Below are 18,276 nucleotides of genomic sequence, written 5' to 3'. Positions count from 1 at the left end.
CGGAGCTGGGTGAGGGGAGACCAACGCCGGCGACGCCGAGACCTGCATCCTGGGCAGGCTGCGTTGCGGTAACGGCATGGCAAAATAGGACAGGAATGCTTGCCTATTGTGCGTCGCAGCATTATCTTGGTTTCAACGATATGGGAGAGCGCTCTTCGCAGTCGCAAATTCATGGAGATACAGATGTTCCAGGACCTCGAGAAGACCCACGACGCATTCCAGAGCTACACCCTTCCTCCCTATGATCCGAGCCAGATTTACACCTATGTGCGACATGCCCGCCAGCTGCGCGCCCACGCCATGGCGGATGGCCTGCGCCTGTTCGTGATCGCGCCGACCAAGGCCATTGTGCAGCGCATTATCGCCGCCGTTTCGCACGGTAGCCGGGTGCCCGGCCGCACGGCCTGATCTGCGCGACGCAAGAAGAGACCGGACGGCCCCGCCCTGGCGGGGCCGTTTGCATTTTTGGATTCCGCGCGGCCCATAAAAAACGCCCCCGCGGGATGGCGGGGGCGTCTTCGTCTCAGGCTCGAATGACCGGCAGCTTAGCTGCTGTAGTACATCTCGAACTCGATCGGATGCGGGGTATGCTCGAAGGCATACACCTCTTCCCACTTCAGGGCGATGTAGCCATCGATCATGTCATTGGTGAACACATCGCCGCGGGTCAGGAAGTCGCGGTCGGCGTCCAGCGCCTGCAGGGCCTCGCGCAGCGAGCCGCAGACGGTCGGGACGTTGGCCAGCTCTTCCGGCGGCAGGTCGTACAGGTTCTTGTCCATCGGGTCGCCCGGATGGATCTTGTTGATGATGCCGTCGAGGCCGGCCATCATCAGCGCCGAGTAGGTCAGGTACGGGTTGCCGGCCGGATCCGGGAAACGGACCTCGACGCGCTTGCCCTTCGGGCTCTGCACATGCGGGATGCGGCAGGAGGCAGAGCGGTTGCGCGACGAGTAGGCCAGCAGCACCGGCGCCTCGAAGCCCGGGATCAGGCGCTTGTAGCTGTTGGTGGTGGAGTTGGAGAAGGCGTTGATCGCACGGGCGTGCTTGATGACGCCGCCGATGTAGAACAGCGCGGTCTCCGACAGGTCGGCATAGCCCGAACCCGCGAAGGTGTTCTTGCCGCCCTTCCAGATCGACTGGTGGACATGCATGCCCGAGCCGTTATCGCCCTTGACCGGCTTCGGCATGAAGGTCGCGGTCTTGCCGTAGGTCGCGGCAACCATGTGGATGCAGTACTTGTAGATCTGCATCGCGTCGCCGCACTTGATCAGCGTGTCGAACTTGATGCCCAGCTCATGCTGCGCGGCCGCCACTTCGTGGTGGTGCTTCTCGACTTCGACGCCCATCGCCTCGATGGCGTTCAGCATGTCGGAGCGCATGTCCTGGCCGCTATCGACCGGGGCAACCGGGAAGTAGCCGCCCTTGGCCGGCGGACGGTGGCCGAGGTTGCCTTCCTCGTAGACCTTGCCGCTGTTGTACGGGCCTTCCTCGGAATCGAGGTGGTAGAAGGCCTCGTTCATGCCGGTCTTGAAGCGGACGTCGTCGAACACGAAGAACTCGGCTTCCGGACCGAAATAGGCGATGTCGCCGATGCCGGTGGTGCCCAGATAGGCGAGCGCCTTCTTGGCGATGGAGCGGGGGTCGCGGTCATAGGGCTGGCCGGTCGAGGGCTCCAGCACGTCGCACACCAGGATCAGCGTCGGCTGCGCGGTGAACGGGTCCATGACGGCCGTTTCCAGGTCCGGCATCAGGCACATGTCGGATTCGTTGATGGCCTTCCAGCCGGCGATGGAGGAGCCATCGAACATGAACCCCTCAGCCAGGGACTCCTCGTCGACAGTGGCGATATGCTGCGACACATGCTGCCACTTGCCGCGCGGATCGGTGAAACGGAGATCGACGTAGCGAACGTCGTTCTCCTTGATCATTTCCATTACTTTTTTGGTGTCCGACATGTCCCTTTTCCCTCGTTAGGGTTCTTAGATAGAGCCGTGAACGGCTGCGAAAGCAGGCCGCTTAGATCGCGTCCGCGCCGCGCTCGCCGGTACGGATACGGATCGCCTCGTCAATCGTCGAGACGAAAATCTTGCCGTCGCCGATACGGCCGGTCTGGGCCGCCTGCTGGATGGCTTCGAGGGCGCGTTCCACCATCGAATCCTCCATCACGATCTCGATCTTCACCTTCGGCAGGAAATCGACGACATATTCGGCGCCGCGGTAAAGTTCGGTGTGACCCTTCTGGCGGCCAAAGCCCTTGGCCTCGGTGACGGTGATGCCCTGAATGCCGACTTCGTGCAGCGCTTCCTTCACCTCGTCGAGCTTGAAGGGCTTTATGATGGCCTCGATCTTCTTCATGGGCGTTTTCTCATTTTCGATTACCCGGCCGGTTCGAGCCGACGCAGGCAGGTGACGCCAAGGCGGTCCTGCCAGGGCGTGCGGTGGTACAGTGAAAGCACGAGCCGTGCCAATTTTCCCATCGCCCGCAAAGACAGGCATCGCCACTCATATCGCCACATGCTAACGAAGGCCCATGGCGACGTTCTCGGCAGAATGCCTATTTTTTCACCAAATATCTGCCCAAAAAGAGTCCAATCAGTGCCTGCTAAAGCGGCAGTCAGGCCGACAGCATTGTCCGGATGCGCCGCATCGCCTCCTGGATATTCTCCGTGCTGTTGGCGTAGGAGAAGCGCAGATACCCCTCGCCATGCTTGCCGAAGCTGGTGCCGGCGATGACCGCCACGCCGGCTTCCTCCAGCAGGCGCGTCTGGAGCTGTTTGGTCGGAATGCCCGTGCCCTCGACGTTTGGAAAGGCATAGAAGGCTCCGCCCGGCTCGACGCAGCGGAAGCCGGGAATGGCGTTCAGCTCGTCCACGATGACCTGGCGGCGGCCGGCGAAGGCGGCCACCATGTCGCGCACCGCCTGCTGCGGCCCGGTCAGGGCGGCGATGCCTGCATATTGGGCAGAAGCGTTCACGCAGGAATGGCAATTCACCGCCAGCTTCTCGGCATGCGGCAGGATTGCCTTCGGCCAGATCGAATAGCCCATGCGCCAGCCGGTCATGGCGTAGGTCTTCGACCAGCCATCCAGCAGGATCACCCGGTCACGCATTTCCGGGTAGGACAGCAGGCTGACATGCTCGCGCCCGTCATACAGCATCTGGCCGTAGATCTCGTCGCTCATCACGACGATCTCGGGATAGGCCTGCAGGCCCTGCACCAGCTTGTCGAACTCCGCCTTCGGCACCGCGCCGCCGGTCGGGTTGGCCGGGCTGTTCAGCATGATCAGCCGGGTCTTCGGCGTAATGCGCGACAGCACATCCTCGGCCGAGAAGGCGAAGCCGTTCTCTTCCAGCAGCGGGATCGGCACCGGCGTGGCGCCGGAAAAGCGGATCACCGATTCATAGATCGGGAAGCCGGGGTTGGGGTACAGGATTTCCGCCCCCGGCTCGCCATAGAGCAGGGCGGCGAAGAACATGGTGACCTTGCCGCCGGGCACGATCAGCACGGTCATCGGGTCGACCTCCGCCCCGGTGCGGCGCGAAACGTCGGCGGCCACCGCCTCGCGCAGCGGCGTGATGCCGGCTGCCGGCGTATAGCCGTGATGCCCGTCGCGCAGCGCCTTGCAGGCCGCTTCCACAATATGCTCGGGCGTGCGGAAATCCGGCTGGCCGATGCCCAGATTGATGATGTCCTTGCCCTGCGCCGCAAGCTGGCCGGCGCGGGCCAGCACTTCGAAGGCGGTTTCGGTGCCCAGCGTGTTCATGCGCTCGGCAAGGGTCGCTGCGGTGACCATGGACGGCATTTCCTCGTTCTTGTTTCTTGGCGGAGAGGCGCCACTATGCCGCAAGGGCGGCCCGCCGGAGAAGCCGGAAAACCGCATGACCGGGGCGGGGCGGCCATGTTAGGGAATTTCACCCCGTCAGGCGTCACAGGAAACGACGATGAAGCCCGCCAATTCCATCCTCTCCAGCTATGGCACCAGCGTGTTCGAGGTGATGTCGCGCCTGGCGATCGAGACCCAGGCGATCAATCTGGGCCAGGGTTTCCCGGACGATAACGGCCCGGCCGACGTGGTCGCCGCCGCGCAGGAAGGGCTGGCCGACCGGCCGAACCAATATCCGCCGATGCTGGGCGTGCCGGAGTTGCGCCAGGCCGTGGCGAAGCATAATAAGCGGTTCTACGATCTGGACGTCGACTGGCAGACCGAGACGATGGTGACCTCCGGCGCCACCGAGGCGCTGTCGGCCTGCCTGTTCGGGCTGATCGAGCCGGGCGACGAGGTGGTGCTGATCGAGCCGCTCTACGATTGCTATCTGCCGATGATCCGCCGCGCCGGCGGCATCCCCAAGCTGGTGCGCGTCGAGCCGCCGCGCTGGGAGCTGCCTTATGAGGCGCTGGCCGCCGCCTTCTCCGACAAGACCAAGCTGATTCTGCTGAACAGCCCGATGAACCCGGCCGCCAAGGTGTTCACGCCGGCGGAGCTGGGCTTCATCGCCGATCTGGTGAAGCGGCACGATGCCTACGCGGTCTGCGACGAAGTCTATGAACACATCGTCTTCGACGGGCTGAGGCATCACCCGCTGATGACTCTGCCCGGCATGCGCGAGCGTTGCGTGCGCATCGGCTCGGCCGGCAAGACCTTCTCGCTGACCGGCTGGAAGGTCGGCTACGTCACCGCCTGTCCGGCGTTGTTGCAGCCAATCTCGAAATGCCATCAGTTCCTGGTCTTCACCACGCCGCCCAATCTGCAGCGCGCCGTCGCCTATGGCCTGCAGAAGGGCGAGGATTATTTCACCGGCCTCGCCGCCGGCATGCAGGCCAAGCGCGACCGGCTGTCGGCCGGGCTGGCCGGCATCGGCTTCTCGGTGCAGCCCTGCCAGGGCACCTATTTCGTGAATGCCGGCTTCGAGGCGCTGGGCTTTGCCGGCGACGACATGGCCTTCTGCCGGCATATCACGACCGATGCCGGCGTCTGCGCCATTCCCGTCAGCGCCTTCTATCAGGACCAGGGCACGGCGATGCGCACCACGGTGCGCTTCTGCTTCTCCAAGCAGGACGCCATTCTGGACGAGGCTGTCGCCCGCCTGGCCCGTCATTTCGGCAAGGCGGCGGCTTAATTCCTGGGGCGGCGCGACGGATATGGCGGCAAAATGAATCGCCCCGGCCAAGCCGAACGCGCGAAAGATAAAAATTACCAACTGGTTCTTGACCGCACAGGGGCGTTCGGGTACCAAGGCGCTCCCACGGTGGCGGGCTTAGCTCAGCTGGTTAGAGCGCACGGTTGTGGTCCGTGAGGTCACGGGTTCAAACCCCGTAGCTCGCCCCAATTCTCTCCAAATAACGGTCAAAAAAAAGCGCGCCGGATATCTCCGACGCGCTTGGAAGTGTTTAGGTGCCCGATTAGGCAACGGCGAAATCCGCCACCGACAGATCGGCCAGGGCCACGCCCTGCAGGGTGATGCTGTTGCCGCCGCCGAAATCGATCACGACATTGCCGCCGCTGGCGACCGCCAGGTCGAGCAGGTCGGCCGCGCTGGCCACGCCGCTGCCATTGATGTTGGCGGTGAAGCTCAGCACATCGACGCCGGCCTCGAAGTCGGTCACCACATCTTCGTTGTTGGTGTCTTCGAAGAAGAAGGTGTCGGCCCCGTCGCCGCCAGTGAGCGTGTCGCGGCCCAGGCCACCCCAGATCAAATCGTCGCCAGCGCCGCCATCGACCGAATCATGGCCCTTGCCGGCATGCAGCTCCTCGTTCGCGGTGCCGCCCAGGATCGTGTCGCCGTTGCGGTTGCCGTTCACGTAGGTCTCGCCGGTATCGTCGGTGAGGTCGATGAGATCGAAGCCGTCGCCGGCCTCAATCGTGTCGTTGCCGGCGCCGCCGGTGATCGTGTCGTCGCCCGCGCCGCCGCGGATGCTGTCGGCGAAGTCGCCGCCCTCGATGGCCTCGCCATCATCCCCGGCTTCACGGACATCGACCAGCACCGCGTCGTCGCGGAATTCGAGATTCTGGATGCGTCGATCCTCGCTGGCCGCGGTGTCGGCCTCGGCGAACGGGGTGTCGCTGTATTGGGCGGCCATGTATTCGGCCAGGGCATCCTGCTCGGTGCCCGGATCGGCGAAGGTAGCCGCGCCCGCATCGGTCATGGCATCCGCAAGATCGACGCGGTTGGCGAAGTCCGGATTGGCGGCGATGAAGTCGTCGATCGGATAATTGTCGCCGCCCTCGGCCAGGAAGCTCAGCGTGACGATACGGATCGCCCGGCCGGCATCGCCGACCAGCTCGCCATCCTGCACGATCACGTCGGCGATGAAGCCGTTATCGTCGACGATGGCCATGTTCTGGATGCGGCTGCCGGCGGCCTGGGTGGTGTCGAAGCTGAACCGCACGCCGCCCCATTGGCCGAACTGGCCCGGCGTGGCGCTGCCGCCCGAGGCGGCCACGGTGTGCTCGGCGATCTGCTTCAGCTGATCGGCGGTCACGGTGACCAGCGACAGCGCATTGTTGAAGCGCAGCGAATTCAGGATGTCGAGCTGCGAGACCTCGCCCTCTTCCTTGCCCGACAGCTCGTTGGCCTGCGGCGGGGCCGGCTCGAACACGCCCGGCGAGGTTTCGGTGATCTGGCCGATGGCGGCGCGGATGCCGCCGCCATTCTTCACCGATACCAGCACCGTATCGTCAAGCTCCTGGGCGACGAACAGGTTGGCGTCGGCGGTAAGGTTGCCGAGGTTGGTTTCCTCGGAGCGCACCGAGTTGCGCACGCCGTTCAGATACACCTCGGTCGCGCCGAAGATGTTGCCGTCCTGGGCCGAGACGATGCTCTCGACCGCGCCGGTCAGCTCGCTCACCAGATCGCCCTTGGAACCGTCGGCGAAGGCGTCCCCGCTGCCATACAGCGCTTCGACCTGCTCCTCGGTCGCGGCGAACGCGCCGCTGACAGCCTCGTCAAGGCTCGACGTATCCAGCACGCCGTCATCGTCGAAGGTGACGACAAGGCGGCCGACATAGCTGTATTCGCCGTCGGTGCTGACAATGGCGACCGGGTCGCCGTCCGCGTTGGTGGTCAGGAACGGGTAAGTCTCGGCCGGGGTGTCGCCGTCCTGCAGACCGCGCTCGACATCCTCGGCATCGGCCAGCAGCGTGTCGGAGCCGCCGGCGATGATCACGTCAACGCCGCTCAGCAGGCCCGCCAGAGCCTTCTCCAGCGCGATCTGCTGCAGGTGGCTGACCAGCACGATCTTGTTCACGCCAGCGTCCAGCAGCTTGTCGATTTCCGGCTGGATGATCTCGGCCAGCGCTTCCATGTCGTCGACGCCGCCCGACAGCACCTCGACATTGCCCGGCGAGGAGATGGAGGCCAGAACCTGGGTCGTCGCGCCGATCACGCCGATCTGCTCGCCGTCGCGCTCGATGATGGTGGAGGCGGCCAGCTTCGGCGCGCCAGTGACCAACTCGCCATCGGCATTCAGCGACTGGAAGTCGGTATTTGCCAGCAACTCGTCGGTATATAGCGCGTTCAGGCTGCTGTTAGCGGAGAAATCCAGGTTCGCGCTGAGGTAGGGGAACATGGTGCCGAGCCATCCGGTGTCGGCTGTCGTCTCGCCCAGGCTGGGGCTGATGACCGACAGAAGCCCGTCGGTGCCGGCATCGAAATCGTGGTTGCCCAGCGCCGACGCGTCGAAGCCGATCGCGTTCATGATCGCGATGTCCAGGCGGCCGGACCCGGCGGACAGGCTCTCGAAGCTCTGCCCGTAAAGCTGCGTGAAGACAGCGTTCAGCGTCGCGGCAATGGAGGAATCGGCGGCGGCGTTGAAGAACGGGCCCGGAATGAAATTGTCGCCGGCGGACAACACGATGGTGTTGGCGTAGGTGTCCTCCAGATAATCGACGATGGCGGCAAAGTTTGGCGCGCGGCTGATCGCCTCGACACCGCCCTCAAGGTCTGAGGCGTGGAGGATTTGCAACGTGTAAGCCATGATGGTCCCTCGCATTATGGGGTACGGGACGCACCCGGGATCGCCACCGGGCCCGCCTGTAACCGGCCTTACCGGTTTATGGTTACGGGCTGGTGGCGGACCGATTGCCGTTCGGTGAAGCTTTCACGGCAGCTTGATTGCAGAGCGCGGAAGCCCGCATGCTGAAGCCGCGCCATACCAGCGTGAAACGATGAACGGGGACATGAATGTCGACTGATAAGTCTTTGAAGCAGCGCCTGAACGAAGGTCAACCGACCTTGGGTTGCTTTCTCAATATGGCGAATGGCATGGCGGCGGAGATTTGCGCCCGCGCCGGATTCGATTGCGTGCTGATCGATTGCGAGCATGGGCCGGGCGATATTCTGGCGGCGATCCACCAGATGCAGGCCGCCCAGGCCGCCGGCTGTCCGGCGACGGTGCGGGTGCCCTGGAACGATGCGGTTTATCTGAAGCGCATCCTGGATGCCGGGGCGCAAGGCGTGATGATACCGGCCGTCAGCAGCGCGGCGGAAGCGGCGGCGGCCGTGGCGGCCTGCCGCTACCCGCCGCGCGGCGTGCGCGGCATCGCTTTCCCGATCATCCGCGCCTCGGGCTATGGCACCGACCTGCCGAACTATCTGGAGAAGACGGTCGACGAATTGCTGATCATGGCGCAGATCGAGACGCCGGGCGGCGTCGAGAACGCGGCCGCCATCGCCGCGACAGACGGAATCGATCTGATCTTCGTCGGCCCGATGGATCTGTCCGCCGGCCTCGGCTATTTCGCGCAGCCCGATCATCCGGCGGTGCGCACGGTCATAGCCGGCGTGCAGCAGGCGGTGAAGGCGGCGGGCAAGCGTATCGGCATCATCCCGACGCCGGGCTACGACGCCCGCGCCTTGTTCGAGCAGGGCTTCGACATGGTGCTGGATGGGGCCGACATCGCCTTCCTGCGCGACGGGGCGATGGCGAAGGTGCGCGCCGTGGCCGATATCACCGGGCGCGGCTGACCATGCGGGCCGGCGATCTCGCCCTGCTGACCACGGCCGAAATGTACGCGGCCGACCGGCTGGCGATGGCGGGCGGGGTCGCCGGAACCACCCTCATGGAAGCGGCGGGCAGGGCGGTCGCCAACGCGATCCTGCGCCGCTATGGCAAGCGCCATGCGCTGGTGCTGTGCGGGCCTGGCAATAATGGCGGCGACGGCTATGTCATAGCCCGGTTGCTGGCGGCGGCGGGCTGGCCGGTCACGCTGGCGGCGCTGGGCACGCCGAAAGGCGATGCCGCCGTCATGGCGCGGACCTGGACCGGGCCGGTACAGCCTCTGGATCAGATCGCGTGGGACGGCGTTGGCCTGGTGGTCGATGCGCTGTTCGGGGCCGGCCTCAGCAAGCCGATGGAAGGCGCGCCCCGCGAGGCGCTGGAGCGGGCGGTGGCGCTGGGCCTGCCGCTCGTCGCCGTCGATGTGCCGAGCGGCCTGTCCGGCGATACAGGGGACGTGCTGGGCTATGCCCCGAAGGCGGCGCTGACCGTCACCTTTTTTCGTGGCAAGCCGGGGCACCTGCTGCTGCCGGGGCGTGATCTGTGCGGCGATGTCATCGTCTCGCCCATCGGCATACCGGACGGCTTGCTCGATGAGATCGGGCCGCGTTGCTGGCGGAATGCCCCGGCGCTCTGGCTCGACCGGCTGCCCCGGCTGCGGCCCGGCGGACATAAATACGGGCGCGGCCATGCGCTGATTCTGGGCGGGCGGATGACCGGCGCGGGGCGGCTGGCGGCGCTGGCGGCAAGGCGGGCAGGGGCGGGGCTGCTGAGCCTCGCGGTGCCGCCGGATACGGTCGATATCTATGCCGCCGACCATCCCGGCTCCATCGTGGTCGATTGGCCGGACGTGGCGGCGTTGCCCGACATATTGCGCGATCCGCGCCGTAACGCGCTGCTGATCGGGCCGGGCCTCGGCGTGGGGGAGGAGACCCGGGCCGCCGTCGCTGCCGTGCTGGCGACCGGCCGCCCCACGGTGCTGGATGCCGATGCGATCAGCGCCTTCGCCGGCGATGCCCAGGGGCTGAAGGCGCTGATCAAGGGCGAGTGCCTGCTGACCCCGCATGAGGGCGAGTTCGCGCGGCTGTTCGACTGGCAGGGCGACCGCCTCGCCCGCGCCCGCCGCGCCGCCGCGTGGCTGGGGGCGACTATTCTTTTGAAAGGCGCGGATAGCGTGATCGCGGCGCCGGACGGGCGGGCGGCGATCAATAACAACGCGCCGCCCTGGCTGGCGACCGCCGGCACCGGCGATGTGCTGGCCGGCCTGGCGCTGGGGTTGCTGGCGCAGGGCATGCCGATGACCGAGGCCGCGGCGGCCGCCTGCTGGCTGCATGGCGCGGCGGCGCAGGCGGCGGGACCGGGGATGATCGCCGAGGATATCGCCCCGGCGATTCCGGGCGTGCTGGCGCGGTTGGAGCGGATTCGCCGGCTTGGCGCTTGAGCGGGTGTTGCCGCCTTACGGCAATTGGTATACAAGCGCCCCCTTGGCGTTGCTCGGGGTAACGCTGGCGCGGCTGCGCGCCTGGAAGCGGGCGTGGTGGAATTGGTAGACACGCAGGATTTAGGTTCCTGTGGCGAAAGCCGTGGGGGTTCAAGTCCCTCCGCCCGCACCAAGCCTGCCCCGGTCGCAGCGCCTTCAGAATTTATCGCCACTGGCAGAAAACGATTCGAGAGCCCCATGGAAATCACCGAAACCAACTCCTCCGGCTTGATCCGCGAATACAAGGTCGTGGTCGCCGCCAAGGACATCGAGCAGAAGATGAATGTCCGCCTCGCCGAGGTGCAGGGCATGGTCAATCTGCCGGGCTTCCGTCCCGGCAAGGTGCCGTTGTCGCTGGTGAAGAAGCGCTTCGGCCCGTCGGTGATGGGCGAGGTGCTGGAGCAGGTGGTTCAGGACAGCTCCACCCAGGCGATGAGCGAGCGCGACGTGCGCCCGGCTCTGCAGCCGAAGATCGAGATCACCAAGTTCGATGAAGGGGCCGACCTCGAATACACCATGAAGGTCGAGGTGATGCCGGAGATCACGCCGGTCGATTTCTCCTCCATCGAGGTTGAACGCGAGACCGCCGAGGTCGCCGCCGACGAGGTCGAGAAGGCGCTGGGCCGGATCGCCGAGCAGCAGCAGCAGACCAACAAGGTCGAGGATGTTCGCCCGGTGAAGAGCGGCGATGTCGTCGTGATCGACTTTACCGGCAAGCTGGAAGGTAAGGATGACGACCGGCTGAAGGGTGAGGGCGCGCGCCTGGCGCTGGGCTCCAACAGCTTCATCGCCGGCTTCGAGGACCAGGTGGTCGGCGCCAAGGTCGGCGAGACCCGCGAAGTGAAGGTCAGCTTCCCGGAGGATTACGGCAATGCCGATCTGGCTGGCAAGGAAGCGGTCTTCACCGTCGAGGTGAAGGAATTGCACGAGCCGATCCCGGTCGAGCTGAATGACGAGTTCGCGAAGAATATGGGCTTCGACGGGCTGGATTCCGTGAAGAAGGCGATCCGCGAGCAGATCGAGGGCGAGTACAAGCAGGCTGCGCGCACCCGCGTGAAGCGCCGCCTGCTCGACAAGCTGGCCGATGCGCACAGCTTCGAGGTGCCGGAAGGCATGCTGGAAGCCGAGTACGAGGCCATCGTGAAGCAACTGGCCGACAGCGAAGGCCATGATCATGCGCATGACCACGATCATGATCACGATCACCACGGCCACGACCATGACCACGATCATCACGACCATGACCACCATGATCATGACCATGACCATGCGCACCATCATCATGCCGTGGACGAGAAGCTGAGCGACGAGGAGAAGGCCGAATATCGCGGCATCGCCGAGCGCCGTGTCCGCCTGGGCCTGCTGCTGTCCGAGGTTGGCCGGATGAACAACATCACAGTCGGCGAGGACGAGGTGCAGCGCGCCATGTTCCAGGAAGCCAGCCGCTATCCGGGCCAGGAACGCCAGATCGTGGAGTATTTCCGCAGCAACCCGCAGGCTCAGGCCAGCCTCCGCGCGCCGCTGTTCGAGGACAAGATCATCGATTTCATTCTCGAAATGGCCAAGGTCAGCGAAAAGACCGTGACCCCGGAAGAGCTGTTCAAGCCGATCGAGGAAGAGGGCGAGGACGCGTCTTCCGAGAAGAAGAAGCCGGCCAAGAAAGCCGCGGCCAAGAAGGCGAAGTCGGACGACGACGCCAAGGCCGAGGACAAGCCGAAGAAGCCGGCCAAGAAGGCCGCCGCGAAGTCGGAGTGATCCTGCGCTTGAAGCCGGGCTTGTTGCGGGCCAAATTCCCGTGACAAGATGCAGCCGCCGCCGGGCCCCATGCCCGGCGGTTCCGGTACGAAGCAGGAAAGCAGCCGAGTGATGCGTGAGCGTGATCCGATCGACGTCTACATGAATACCCTGGTCCCGATGGTGGTCGAGCAGACCAACCGGGGGGAGCGGGCCTACGACATCTATTCCCGGCTGCTGAAGGAACGGATTATCTTCCTGACCGGCCAGGTGCATGACGGCGTCTCCAGCCTGATCTGCGCCCAGCTTCTGTTCCTCGAGTCGGAAAATCCGACCAAGGATATCGCGATCTACATCAACTCGCCGGGTGGCGTGGTCACCTCCGGCCTGGCGATGTACGACACGATGCAATATATCCGCCCCGACGTGTCGACCGTGTGCATCGGCCAGGCGGCTTCCATGGGCTCGCTGCTGCTGGCGGCTGGCGCCAAGGGCAAGCGCTTCTCGCTGCCGCATGCGCGTGTGATGGTCCATCAGCCCTCCGGCGGCGCCCAGGGCCAGGCTACGGATATCGAAATCCATGCCCGCGAGATCCTGTCGATCCGCGCCCGCCTGAACCGGATTTACGCCGAACATACCGGCCAGCCGGTCGAGGAAATCGAAAAGGCGCTGGAACGCGACCGTTTTATGTCGGCCGAGGAAGCAAAAGCTTTCGGGTTGATCGATGACGTGGTCAGCAAGCGGCCGGTCCCTGCCGGAGAAGCCAAATAATCCGGTAAAACAATGCCTTGCATCCCACTCTTGGAGAATGGGACAAGGCTCACTATTTCTATGCAGGACGGTATTTACGACGCCTCTCGCTGTGCGATGCAGCGGGAGGCGCGTTTTTCACGTTGAGCCGAGCGAAAGCCTCTGGCTAACATAGGATCATTACGCGCACGTTACTCCACGGAGTGGAAATGAGTAAGTCCGGCGGTGGCGACTCGAAGAACACGCTCTACTGCTCGTTCTGCGGCAAGAGCCAGCACGAGGTTCGCAAGCTGATTGCCGGCCCGACAGTCTTCATCTGCGATGAATGCGTCGAGTTGTGCATGGACATTATCCGCGAGGAACATAAGAGCAATCTTGTGAAATCCCGCGATGGCGTCCCGTCGCCCAGCGAAATTCAGGCGGTACTGGATGATTATGTGATCGGGCAGGGGCATGCCAAGCGCGTGCTTTCCGTGGCCGTGCATAATCACTATAAGCGCCTGGCGCATGGTGCGAAGAACAGCGATGTCGAGCTGGCCAAGTCGAACATTCTGCTGGTCGGCCCGACGGGTTGCGGCAAGACTCTTCTGGCCCAGACCCTGGCGCGCATCATCGACGTGCCCTTCACCATGGCCGACGCCACGACGCTGACCGAGGCCGGCTATGTCGGCGAGGATGTCGAGAACATCATCCTGAAGCTGCTGCAGGCCGCCGATTACAATGTCGAGCGGGCGCAGCGCGGCATCGTCTACATCGACGAGGTCGACAAGATATCGCGCAAGTCCGACAACCCGTCCATCACCCGCGACGTGTCGGGCGAGGGCGTGCAGCAGGCACTGCTGAAGATCATGGAGGGCACCATCGCCTCCGTGCCGCCGCAGGGCGGGCGCAAGCATCCGCAGCAGGAGTTCCTGCAGGTCGACACCACGAACATCCTGTTCATCTGCGGCGGGGCCTTCTCTGGTCTGGAGAAGATCATCGGCCAGCGGCGCAAGGGAACCTCCATCGGCTTCGGCGCCGAGGTGCAGGGGCCGGACGAGCGCCGCACCGGCGAAATCCTGCGCGAGGTGGAGCCCGAGGATCTGTTGAAATTCGGCCTGATCCCGGAATTCATCGGTCGCCTGCCGGTGATCGCCACGCTGGAGGATCTGGACGAGAACGCCCTGGTCGACATTCTCTCCAACCCGAAGAACGCGCTGGTGAAGCAGTATCAGCGCCTGTTCGAGATGGAGGATGTGCGTCTGACCTTCCACGAGGAGGCGCTGCGCTCCATCGCGCAGAAGGCGATCCAGCGCAAAACCGGCGCGCGCGGCCTGCGCTCCATCATGGAAGGTATCCTGCTCGATCCCATGTTCGACCTGCCGAGCATGGAGGATGTGGAGGAGATCGTGGTCAACCGCGAGGTCGTCGAGAGCAAGGCGGCGCCGCTTTACGTCCATAGCCGCGACCGCGGCAAGGATGCGAACAGCAGCGCCTAGTTTGGCCGGTTGCAGCCCGCCGCCTCTGTTCCCGGGCGGGCAAATTTAAGGCTTCCTCCGGGGGCGCCGCTCAGGATGCTCTTGAAGGCGGTTTCGGAGGGGCCATTTGAGTTATCTAGGGATCGACTCCCTGTCCCGCACAACGTCTTGTGGTCTGCTTCCGCGCCACAGACATCCCATCCCGGCGGGATTTCAGTCGTAAGAGGTAATATGTACGAGCATTCGCGCGGCGGTACCTTCCCAGTTCTTCCGCTTCGGGACATCGTGGTGTTCCCGCATATGATCGTGCCTCTGTTCGTCGGCCGCGAGAAGTCGGTCCGCGCGCTTGAGGACGTCATGCGCGACGACAAGCAGATTCTGCTCGTCACCCAGAAGGACGCCAGCCAGGACGATCCGCAGTCCGGCGATATCTATCAGATCGGCACCATCGGCACCGTTCTGCAGCTGCTCAAGCTGCCGGATCAGACCGTGAAGGTTCTGGTCGAGGGCGGCCAGCGGGCACAGATCAAGCGTTTCAGCGACAACCCGGATTTTTTCCAGGCCTATGCCGAGGTGCTGGACGAGGTGACGGCGGAAAAGCAGGAGCTGGACGCGCTGTCCCGCGCCGCTGTCAGCCAGTTCGAGCAATATATCAAGCTGAACAAGAAGATTCCGCCCGAGGTGCTGGTCTCGATCAATCAGATCGACGATGCCAGCAAGCTGGCCGATACGGTCGCCTCGCATCTGGCGCTGAAGATCGCCGATAAGCAGCAGCTTCTGGAAACCGCTTCGGTCGCCGAGCGGCTGGAGCGGGTCTATGCCTTCATGGAAGGCGAGATCGGCGTGCTGCAGGTGGAAAAGCGCATCCGTAACCGCGTGAAGCGGCAGATGGAGAAGACCCAGCGCGAGTACTATCTGAACGAACAGCTGAAGGCGATTCAGAAGGAGTTGGGCGAGGGCGAGGAAGGCCGCGACGAGACCGCCGAGATCGAAGAGCGGATCAAGAAGACGCGGCTGTCCAAGGAAGCCCGCGACAAGGCGATGGGGGAGCTGAAGAAGCTGCGCTCCATGAGCCCGATGTCGGCCGAATCCACGGTGGTGCGCAACTATCTGGACTGGATGCTCTCGATTCCCTGGAAGAAGCGCTCCAAGATCAAGAAGGACATCAAGCTCGCCCAAGAGGTCTTGGACGCCGATCATTACGGCCTGGAGAAGGTCAAGGAACGCATCCTTGAGTACCTTGCCGTGCAGCAGCGCGTCGGCAAGATCAAGGGGCCGATCCTGTGCCTCGTCGGCCCTCCGGGCGTCGGCAAGACCTCGCTCGGCAAGTCCATCGCCAAGGCCACCGGCCGCAATTTCGTGCGCATGAGCCTTGGCGGCGTGCGCGACGAGGCGGAAGTGCGCGGCCACCGGCGGACCTATATCGGTTCGATGCCGGGCAAGGTCATCCAGGGCATGAAGAAGGCGAAATCCTCGAATCCGCTGTTCCTGCTGGACGAGATCGACAAGCTGGGCGCCGATTGGCGGGGCGATCCGAGTTCGGCCCTGCTGGAGGTGCTGGATCCGGAGCAGAACGCCACCTTCGCCGACCATTATCTGGAGGTCGATTACGATCTGTCGGACGTGATGTTCGTGACCACGGCGAATACGCTGCGCATGCCGCAGCCGCTGCTCGACCGCATGGAGATCATCCGTATCCCCGGCTATACCGAGGATGAGAAGGTCGAGATCGCCCGCGGTCACCTGATCGACAAGCAGGTGAAGGAAAATGGCCTGAAGCCCGAGGAATGGTCGATCTCCGAGGACGCCCTGCGCGACCTGATCCGCTACTACACCCGGGAAGCCGGCGTGCGCAGCCTGGAACGCGAGATCGCCAACCTGACCCGCAAGGCGGTGAAGGAGATCCTCTCCGAAGGCAAGGAACGCATCAAGGTAACCCGCTCGAACCTCGATAAATATGCCGGGGTGCGTAAATTCCGCTTCGGCGAGGCGGAGCTGGAGGATGCGGTTGGCGTCGTTACCGGCCTGGCCTGGACCGAGGTGGGCGGCGAGTTGCTGACCATTGAGGCGGTTACGCTGCCCGGCAAGGGCAAGGTGGCGGCCACCGGCAAGCTGGGCGATGTGATGAAGGAATCGGTGCATGCCGCCGAATCCTTCGTGAAGTCACGCGCCATCGCTTTCGGCATCAAGCCGACAATGTTCGAGAAGAAGGACATCCATGTCCATGTGCCGGAAGGGGCAACCCCGAAGGACGGCCCCTCGGCGGGCGTGGCCATGGTGACGACCATCGTCTCGGTGCTGACCGGCATTCCGATCCGTCGCGACGTCGCCATGACCGGCGAGATCACCCTGCGTGGCCGGGTGCTGCCGATCGGCGGCTTGAAGGAGAAGCTGCTGGCCGCCTTGCGCGGTGGCATCAAGACCGTGCTGATCCCGCAGGAGAACGAGAAGGACCTGGCCGACATTCCCGACAATGTGAAGAAGGGAATGGAGATCATCCCCTGCTCGGTGATCGACGATGTGCTGAAGGTCGCCCTCACCAAACCTCTGGTCGCCATTGAATGGGACGAGAACAATGTGGAGGCGGTTCCGCCGTCGAGCGAGGAAGGCGACCGGGGCGGGGTGGTTACGCATTGACCGGCAGCCCCTATCCATAACTTGAGATCATCAGCCCCCGCCTTGTGCGGGGGCTTTTGTATTTAAAGCGAATTCGACTTAAGACATCGCTTTGTGGATAAGCCTGTGTGAAACTGTCTTATCCCCAAAAAAGGTACGGATTCTGCGGTTTTCAGCGCCTTCTTCGATTGACGGCGGCAGATCGGGCGATCTAGAGTCCTTCCCGTCCTTGGGGCGTCCTTGGACATTGATGCAAGGCCTTTCTTTAGAGGATCCTAGGGGGGCTCACGTGAATAAGAATGAACTCGTAGCTGCGGTCGCAGACAGCAGCGGTCTGACCAAGGCGGACGCCGGTAAGGCGGTCGACTCGGTTTTCGACGCTATTTCCTCCGCGCTGAAGAAGGGGGACGAAGTTCGTCTCGTCGGCTTCGGTACCTTCGCCGTTTCCAGCCGTGCGGCTAGCGAAGGGCGCAATCCGCGCACTGGGGAAAAGATCAAGATCCCGGCTTCGAAGCAGCCTAAGTTTAAGGCTGGTAAGGGCTTGAAGGACGCGATCAACTAAGATCGCTCCTGTTGGGGCTTAAATCACGCCGGCGGCCCTCGGGTCGCCGGCGTGATTTTTTATGAGAAGCCTGCTATCAGAATGGCAGGGTTAAGGGCGATTAGCTCAGCGGTAGAGCGTCTCGTTTACACCGAGAGGGTCGGCGGTTCGATCCCGTCATCGCCCACCATGATCTTTGGAGAGGCCGTTTCGGCCTATCGTTTAGCGCCATGCCGGGAAAGCCGGCGCTGGTTGGTGTCGTCGTTTCCACATCGGTCCGGAGGCTGCGCAGCAGCCGCTCAATTAGCGGAAACCAATGTGTTGCAATGCGATTAAAGACCGTTGACACCTTTCGGTCGAACGGGTATCTCAGGGCTCCCTTTCACGAGGGGCCCTTTGCGGGGGTGTAGCTCAGTTGGTTAGAGTGCCGGCCTGTCACGCCGGAGGTCGCGGGTTCGAGCCCCGTCACTCCCGCCATTTCCTTACAGAAATGATTTGTCTCCAAGCGCTTGCATGACGATGTTGTGTCATGTGGCGCTTTGGTGCGCCCGCCTTTCCCGCCGGTCAGTATGTGGCGGAAATAAGGTGCGGTTTGCTTTGCCAAACACGCTGTCATCTGTATAGTGGCCGCCGAGTTGACGGCTAACGAAGGTGCGGCGCGGGGCTTTTCGCACTCGCACATGGCGAAGCGCCGTTTCGCTCTA

The 18,276-nt window shown here is 63.8% G+C and carries 13 protein-coding genes and 4 tRNA genes; 13 read left to right on the top strand and 4 right to left on the bottom strand.

Annotation, left to right across the window (positions count from 1 at the left end; genetic code table 11):
- The first annotated feature begins 183 nt into the window (after window positions 1-183).
- Entirely contained in the window at window positions 184-408 is a 225-nt protein-coding gene (locus AUP43_RS07235) for a hypothetical protein (protein WP_157089266.1), read from the top strand.
- A gap of 137 nt (window positions 409-545) precedes the next feature.
- Here the strand turns inward: AUP43_RS07235 and glnA are convergent, their stop codons facing one another.
- The 3 genes from glnA to AUP43_RS07220 form a co-directional block, all read right to left on the bottom strand.
- Window positions 546-1,955 (bottom strand): type I glutamate--ammonia ligase, encoded by a 1,410-nt coding sequence (gene glnA / locus AUP43_RS07230; protein ID WP_067554402.1) that lies wholly within the window; start codon window positions 1,953-1,955, stop codon window positions 546-548.
- Between the two features lie 61 nt (window positions 1,956-2,016).
- Window positions 2,017-2,355, bottom strand: coding sequence for a P-II family nitrogen regulator (locus AUP43_RS07225; RefSeq protein WP_067554399.1), 339 nt, complete (start codon window positions 2,353-2,355; stop codon window positions 2,017-2,019).
- 259 nt (window positions 2,356-2,614) lie between these two features.
- Window positions 2,615-3,793 (bottom strand): pyridoxal phosphate-dependent aminotransferase, encoded by a 1,179-nt coding sequence (locus AUP43_RS07220; RefSeq protein WP_067554396.1) that lies wholly within the window; start codon window positions 3,791-3,793, stop codon window positions 2,615-2,617.
- Between the two features lie 148 nt (window positions 3,794-3,941).
- Here AUP43_RS07220 and AUP43_RS07215 point away from each other — a divergent pair, with 148 nt between their 5' ends.
- Window positions 3,942-5,117, top strand: a complete 1,176-nt coding sequence (locus AUP43_RS07215) for an aminotransferase (protein ID WP_067554393.1) — start codon at window positions 3,942-3,944, stop codon at window positions 5,115-5,117.
- A 132-nt stretch (window positions 5,118-5,249) separates the two neighbouring features.
- A tRNA-His gene (locus AUP43_RS07210) sits at window positions 5,250-5,326 on the top strand.
- A 74-nt stretch (window positions 5,327-5,400) separates the two neighbouring features.
- Here the strand turns inward: AUP43_RS07210 and AUP43_RS07205 are convergent.
- Window positions 5,401-7,974: a 5'-nucleotidase C-terminal domain-containing protein gene (locus tag AUP43_RS07205; protein WP_067554390.1), complete on the bottom strand. Its 2,574-nt coding sequence runs from the start codon at window positions 7,972-7,974 to the stop codon at window positions 5,401-5,403.
- Between the two features lie 206 nt (window positions 7,975-8,180).
- Here AUP43_RS07205 and AUP43_RS07200 point away from each other — a divergent pair, with 206 nt between their 5' ends.
- The 10 genes from AUP43_RS07200 (at window position 8,181) to AUP43_RS07155 (ending at window position 18,049) form a co-directional block, all read left to right on the top strand.
- Window positions 8,181-8,963 carry an HpcH/HpaI aldolase family protein gene (locus AUP43_RS07200; RefSeq protein WP_084462624.1) on the top strand — a complete coding sequence of 261 codons (783 nt, stop codon included), beginning with the start codon at window positions 8,181-8,183 and terminating at the stop codon, window positions 8,961-8,963.
- A 2-nt stretch (window positions 8,964-8,965) separates the two neighbouring features.
- Window positions 8,966-10,435 (top strand): bifunctional ADP-dependent NAD(P)H-hydrate dehydratase/NAD(P)H-hydrate epimerase, encoded by a 1,470-nt coding sequence (locus AUP43_RS07195; protein ID WP_067554383.1) that lies wholly within the window; start codon window positions 8,966-8,968, stop codon window positions 10,433-10,435.
- An 87-nt stretch (window positions 10,436-10,522) separates the two neighbouring features.
- Window positions 10,523-10,607 (top strand) — tRNA-Leu (locus tag AUP43_RS07190).
- Window positions 10,608-10,672: 65 nt separating this feature from the next.
- Window positions 10,673-12,229, top strand: a complete 1,557-nt coding sequence (tig, locus tag AUP43_RS07185) for a trigger factor (RefSeq protein ID WP_067554380.1) — start codon at window positions 10,673-10,675, stop codon at window positions 12,227-12,229.
- 111 nt (window positions 12,230-12,340) lie between these two features.
- A complete protein-coding gene (gene clpP / locus AUP43_RS07180) occupies window positions 12,341-12,979 on the top strand; it encodes an ATP-dependent Clp endopeptidase proteolytic subunit ClpP (protein ID WP_067554377.1) in 639 nt (212 codons plus the stop codon).
- Between the two features lie 188 nt (window positions 12,980-13,167).
- A complete protein-coding gene (clpX, locus tag AUP43_RS07175) occupies window positions 13,168-14,436 on the top strand; it encodes an ATP-dependent Clp protease ATP-binding subunit ClpX (RefSeq protein ID WP_067554374.1) in 1,269 nt (422 codons plus the stop codon).
- 210 nt (window positions 14,437-14,646) lie between these two features.
- Complete coding sequence (gene lon, locus AUP43_RS07170; RefSeq protein ID WP_067554371.1) at window positions 14,647-17,052, top strand: endopeptidase La; 2,406 nt, start codon at window positions 14,647-14,649, stop codon at window positions 17,050-17,052.
- A 268-nt stretch (window positions 17,053-17,320) separates the two neighbouring features.
- Complete coding sequence (locus AUP43_RS07165; protein WP_067554433.1) at window positions 17,321-17,593, top strand: HU family DNA-binding protein; 273 nt, start codon at window positions 17,321-17,323, stop codon at window positions 17,591-17,593.
- 94 nt (window positions 17,594-17,687) lie between these two features.
- Window positions 17,688-17,762, top strand: a tRNA-Val gene (locus tag AUP43_RS07160).
- Window positions 17,763-17,972: 210 nt separating this feature from the next.
- Window positions 17,973-18,049 (top strand) — tRNA-Asp (locus AUP43_RS07155).
- The last annotated feature ends 227 nt before the right edge of the window (window positions 18,050-18,276 follow it).

This window comes from Oceanibaculum pacificum (genome assembly GCF_001618175.1).
GTDB classification, from domain to species: Bacteria; Pseudomonadota; Alphaproteobacteria; order Oceanibaculales; family Oceanibaculaceae; genus Oceanibaculum; species Oceanibaculum pacificum.
This window is presented reverse-complemented; position numbering and strand designations above follow the sequence as displayed.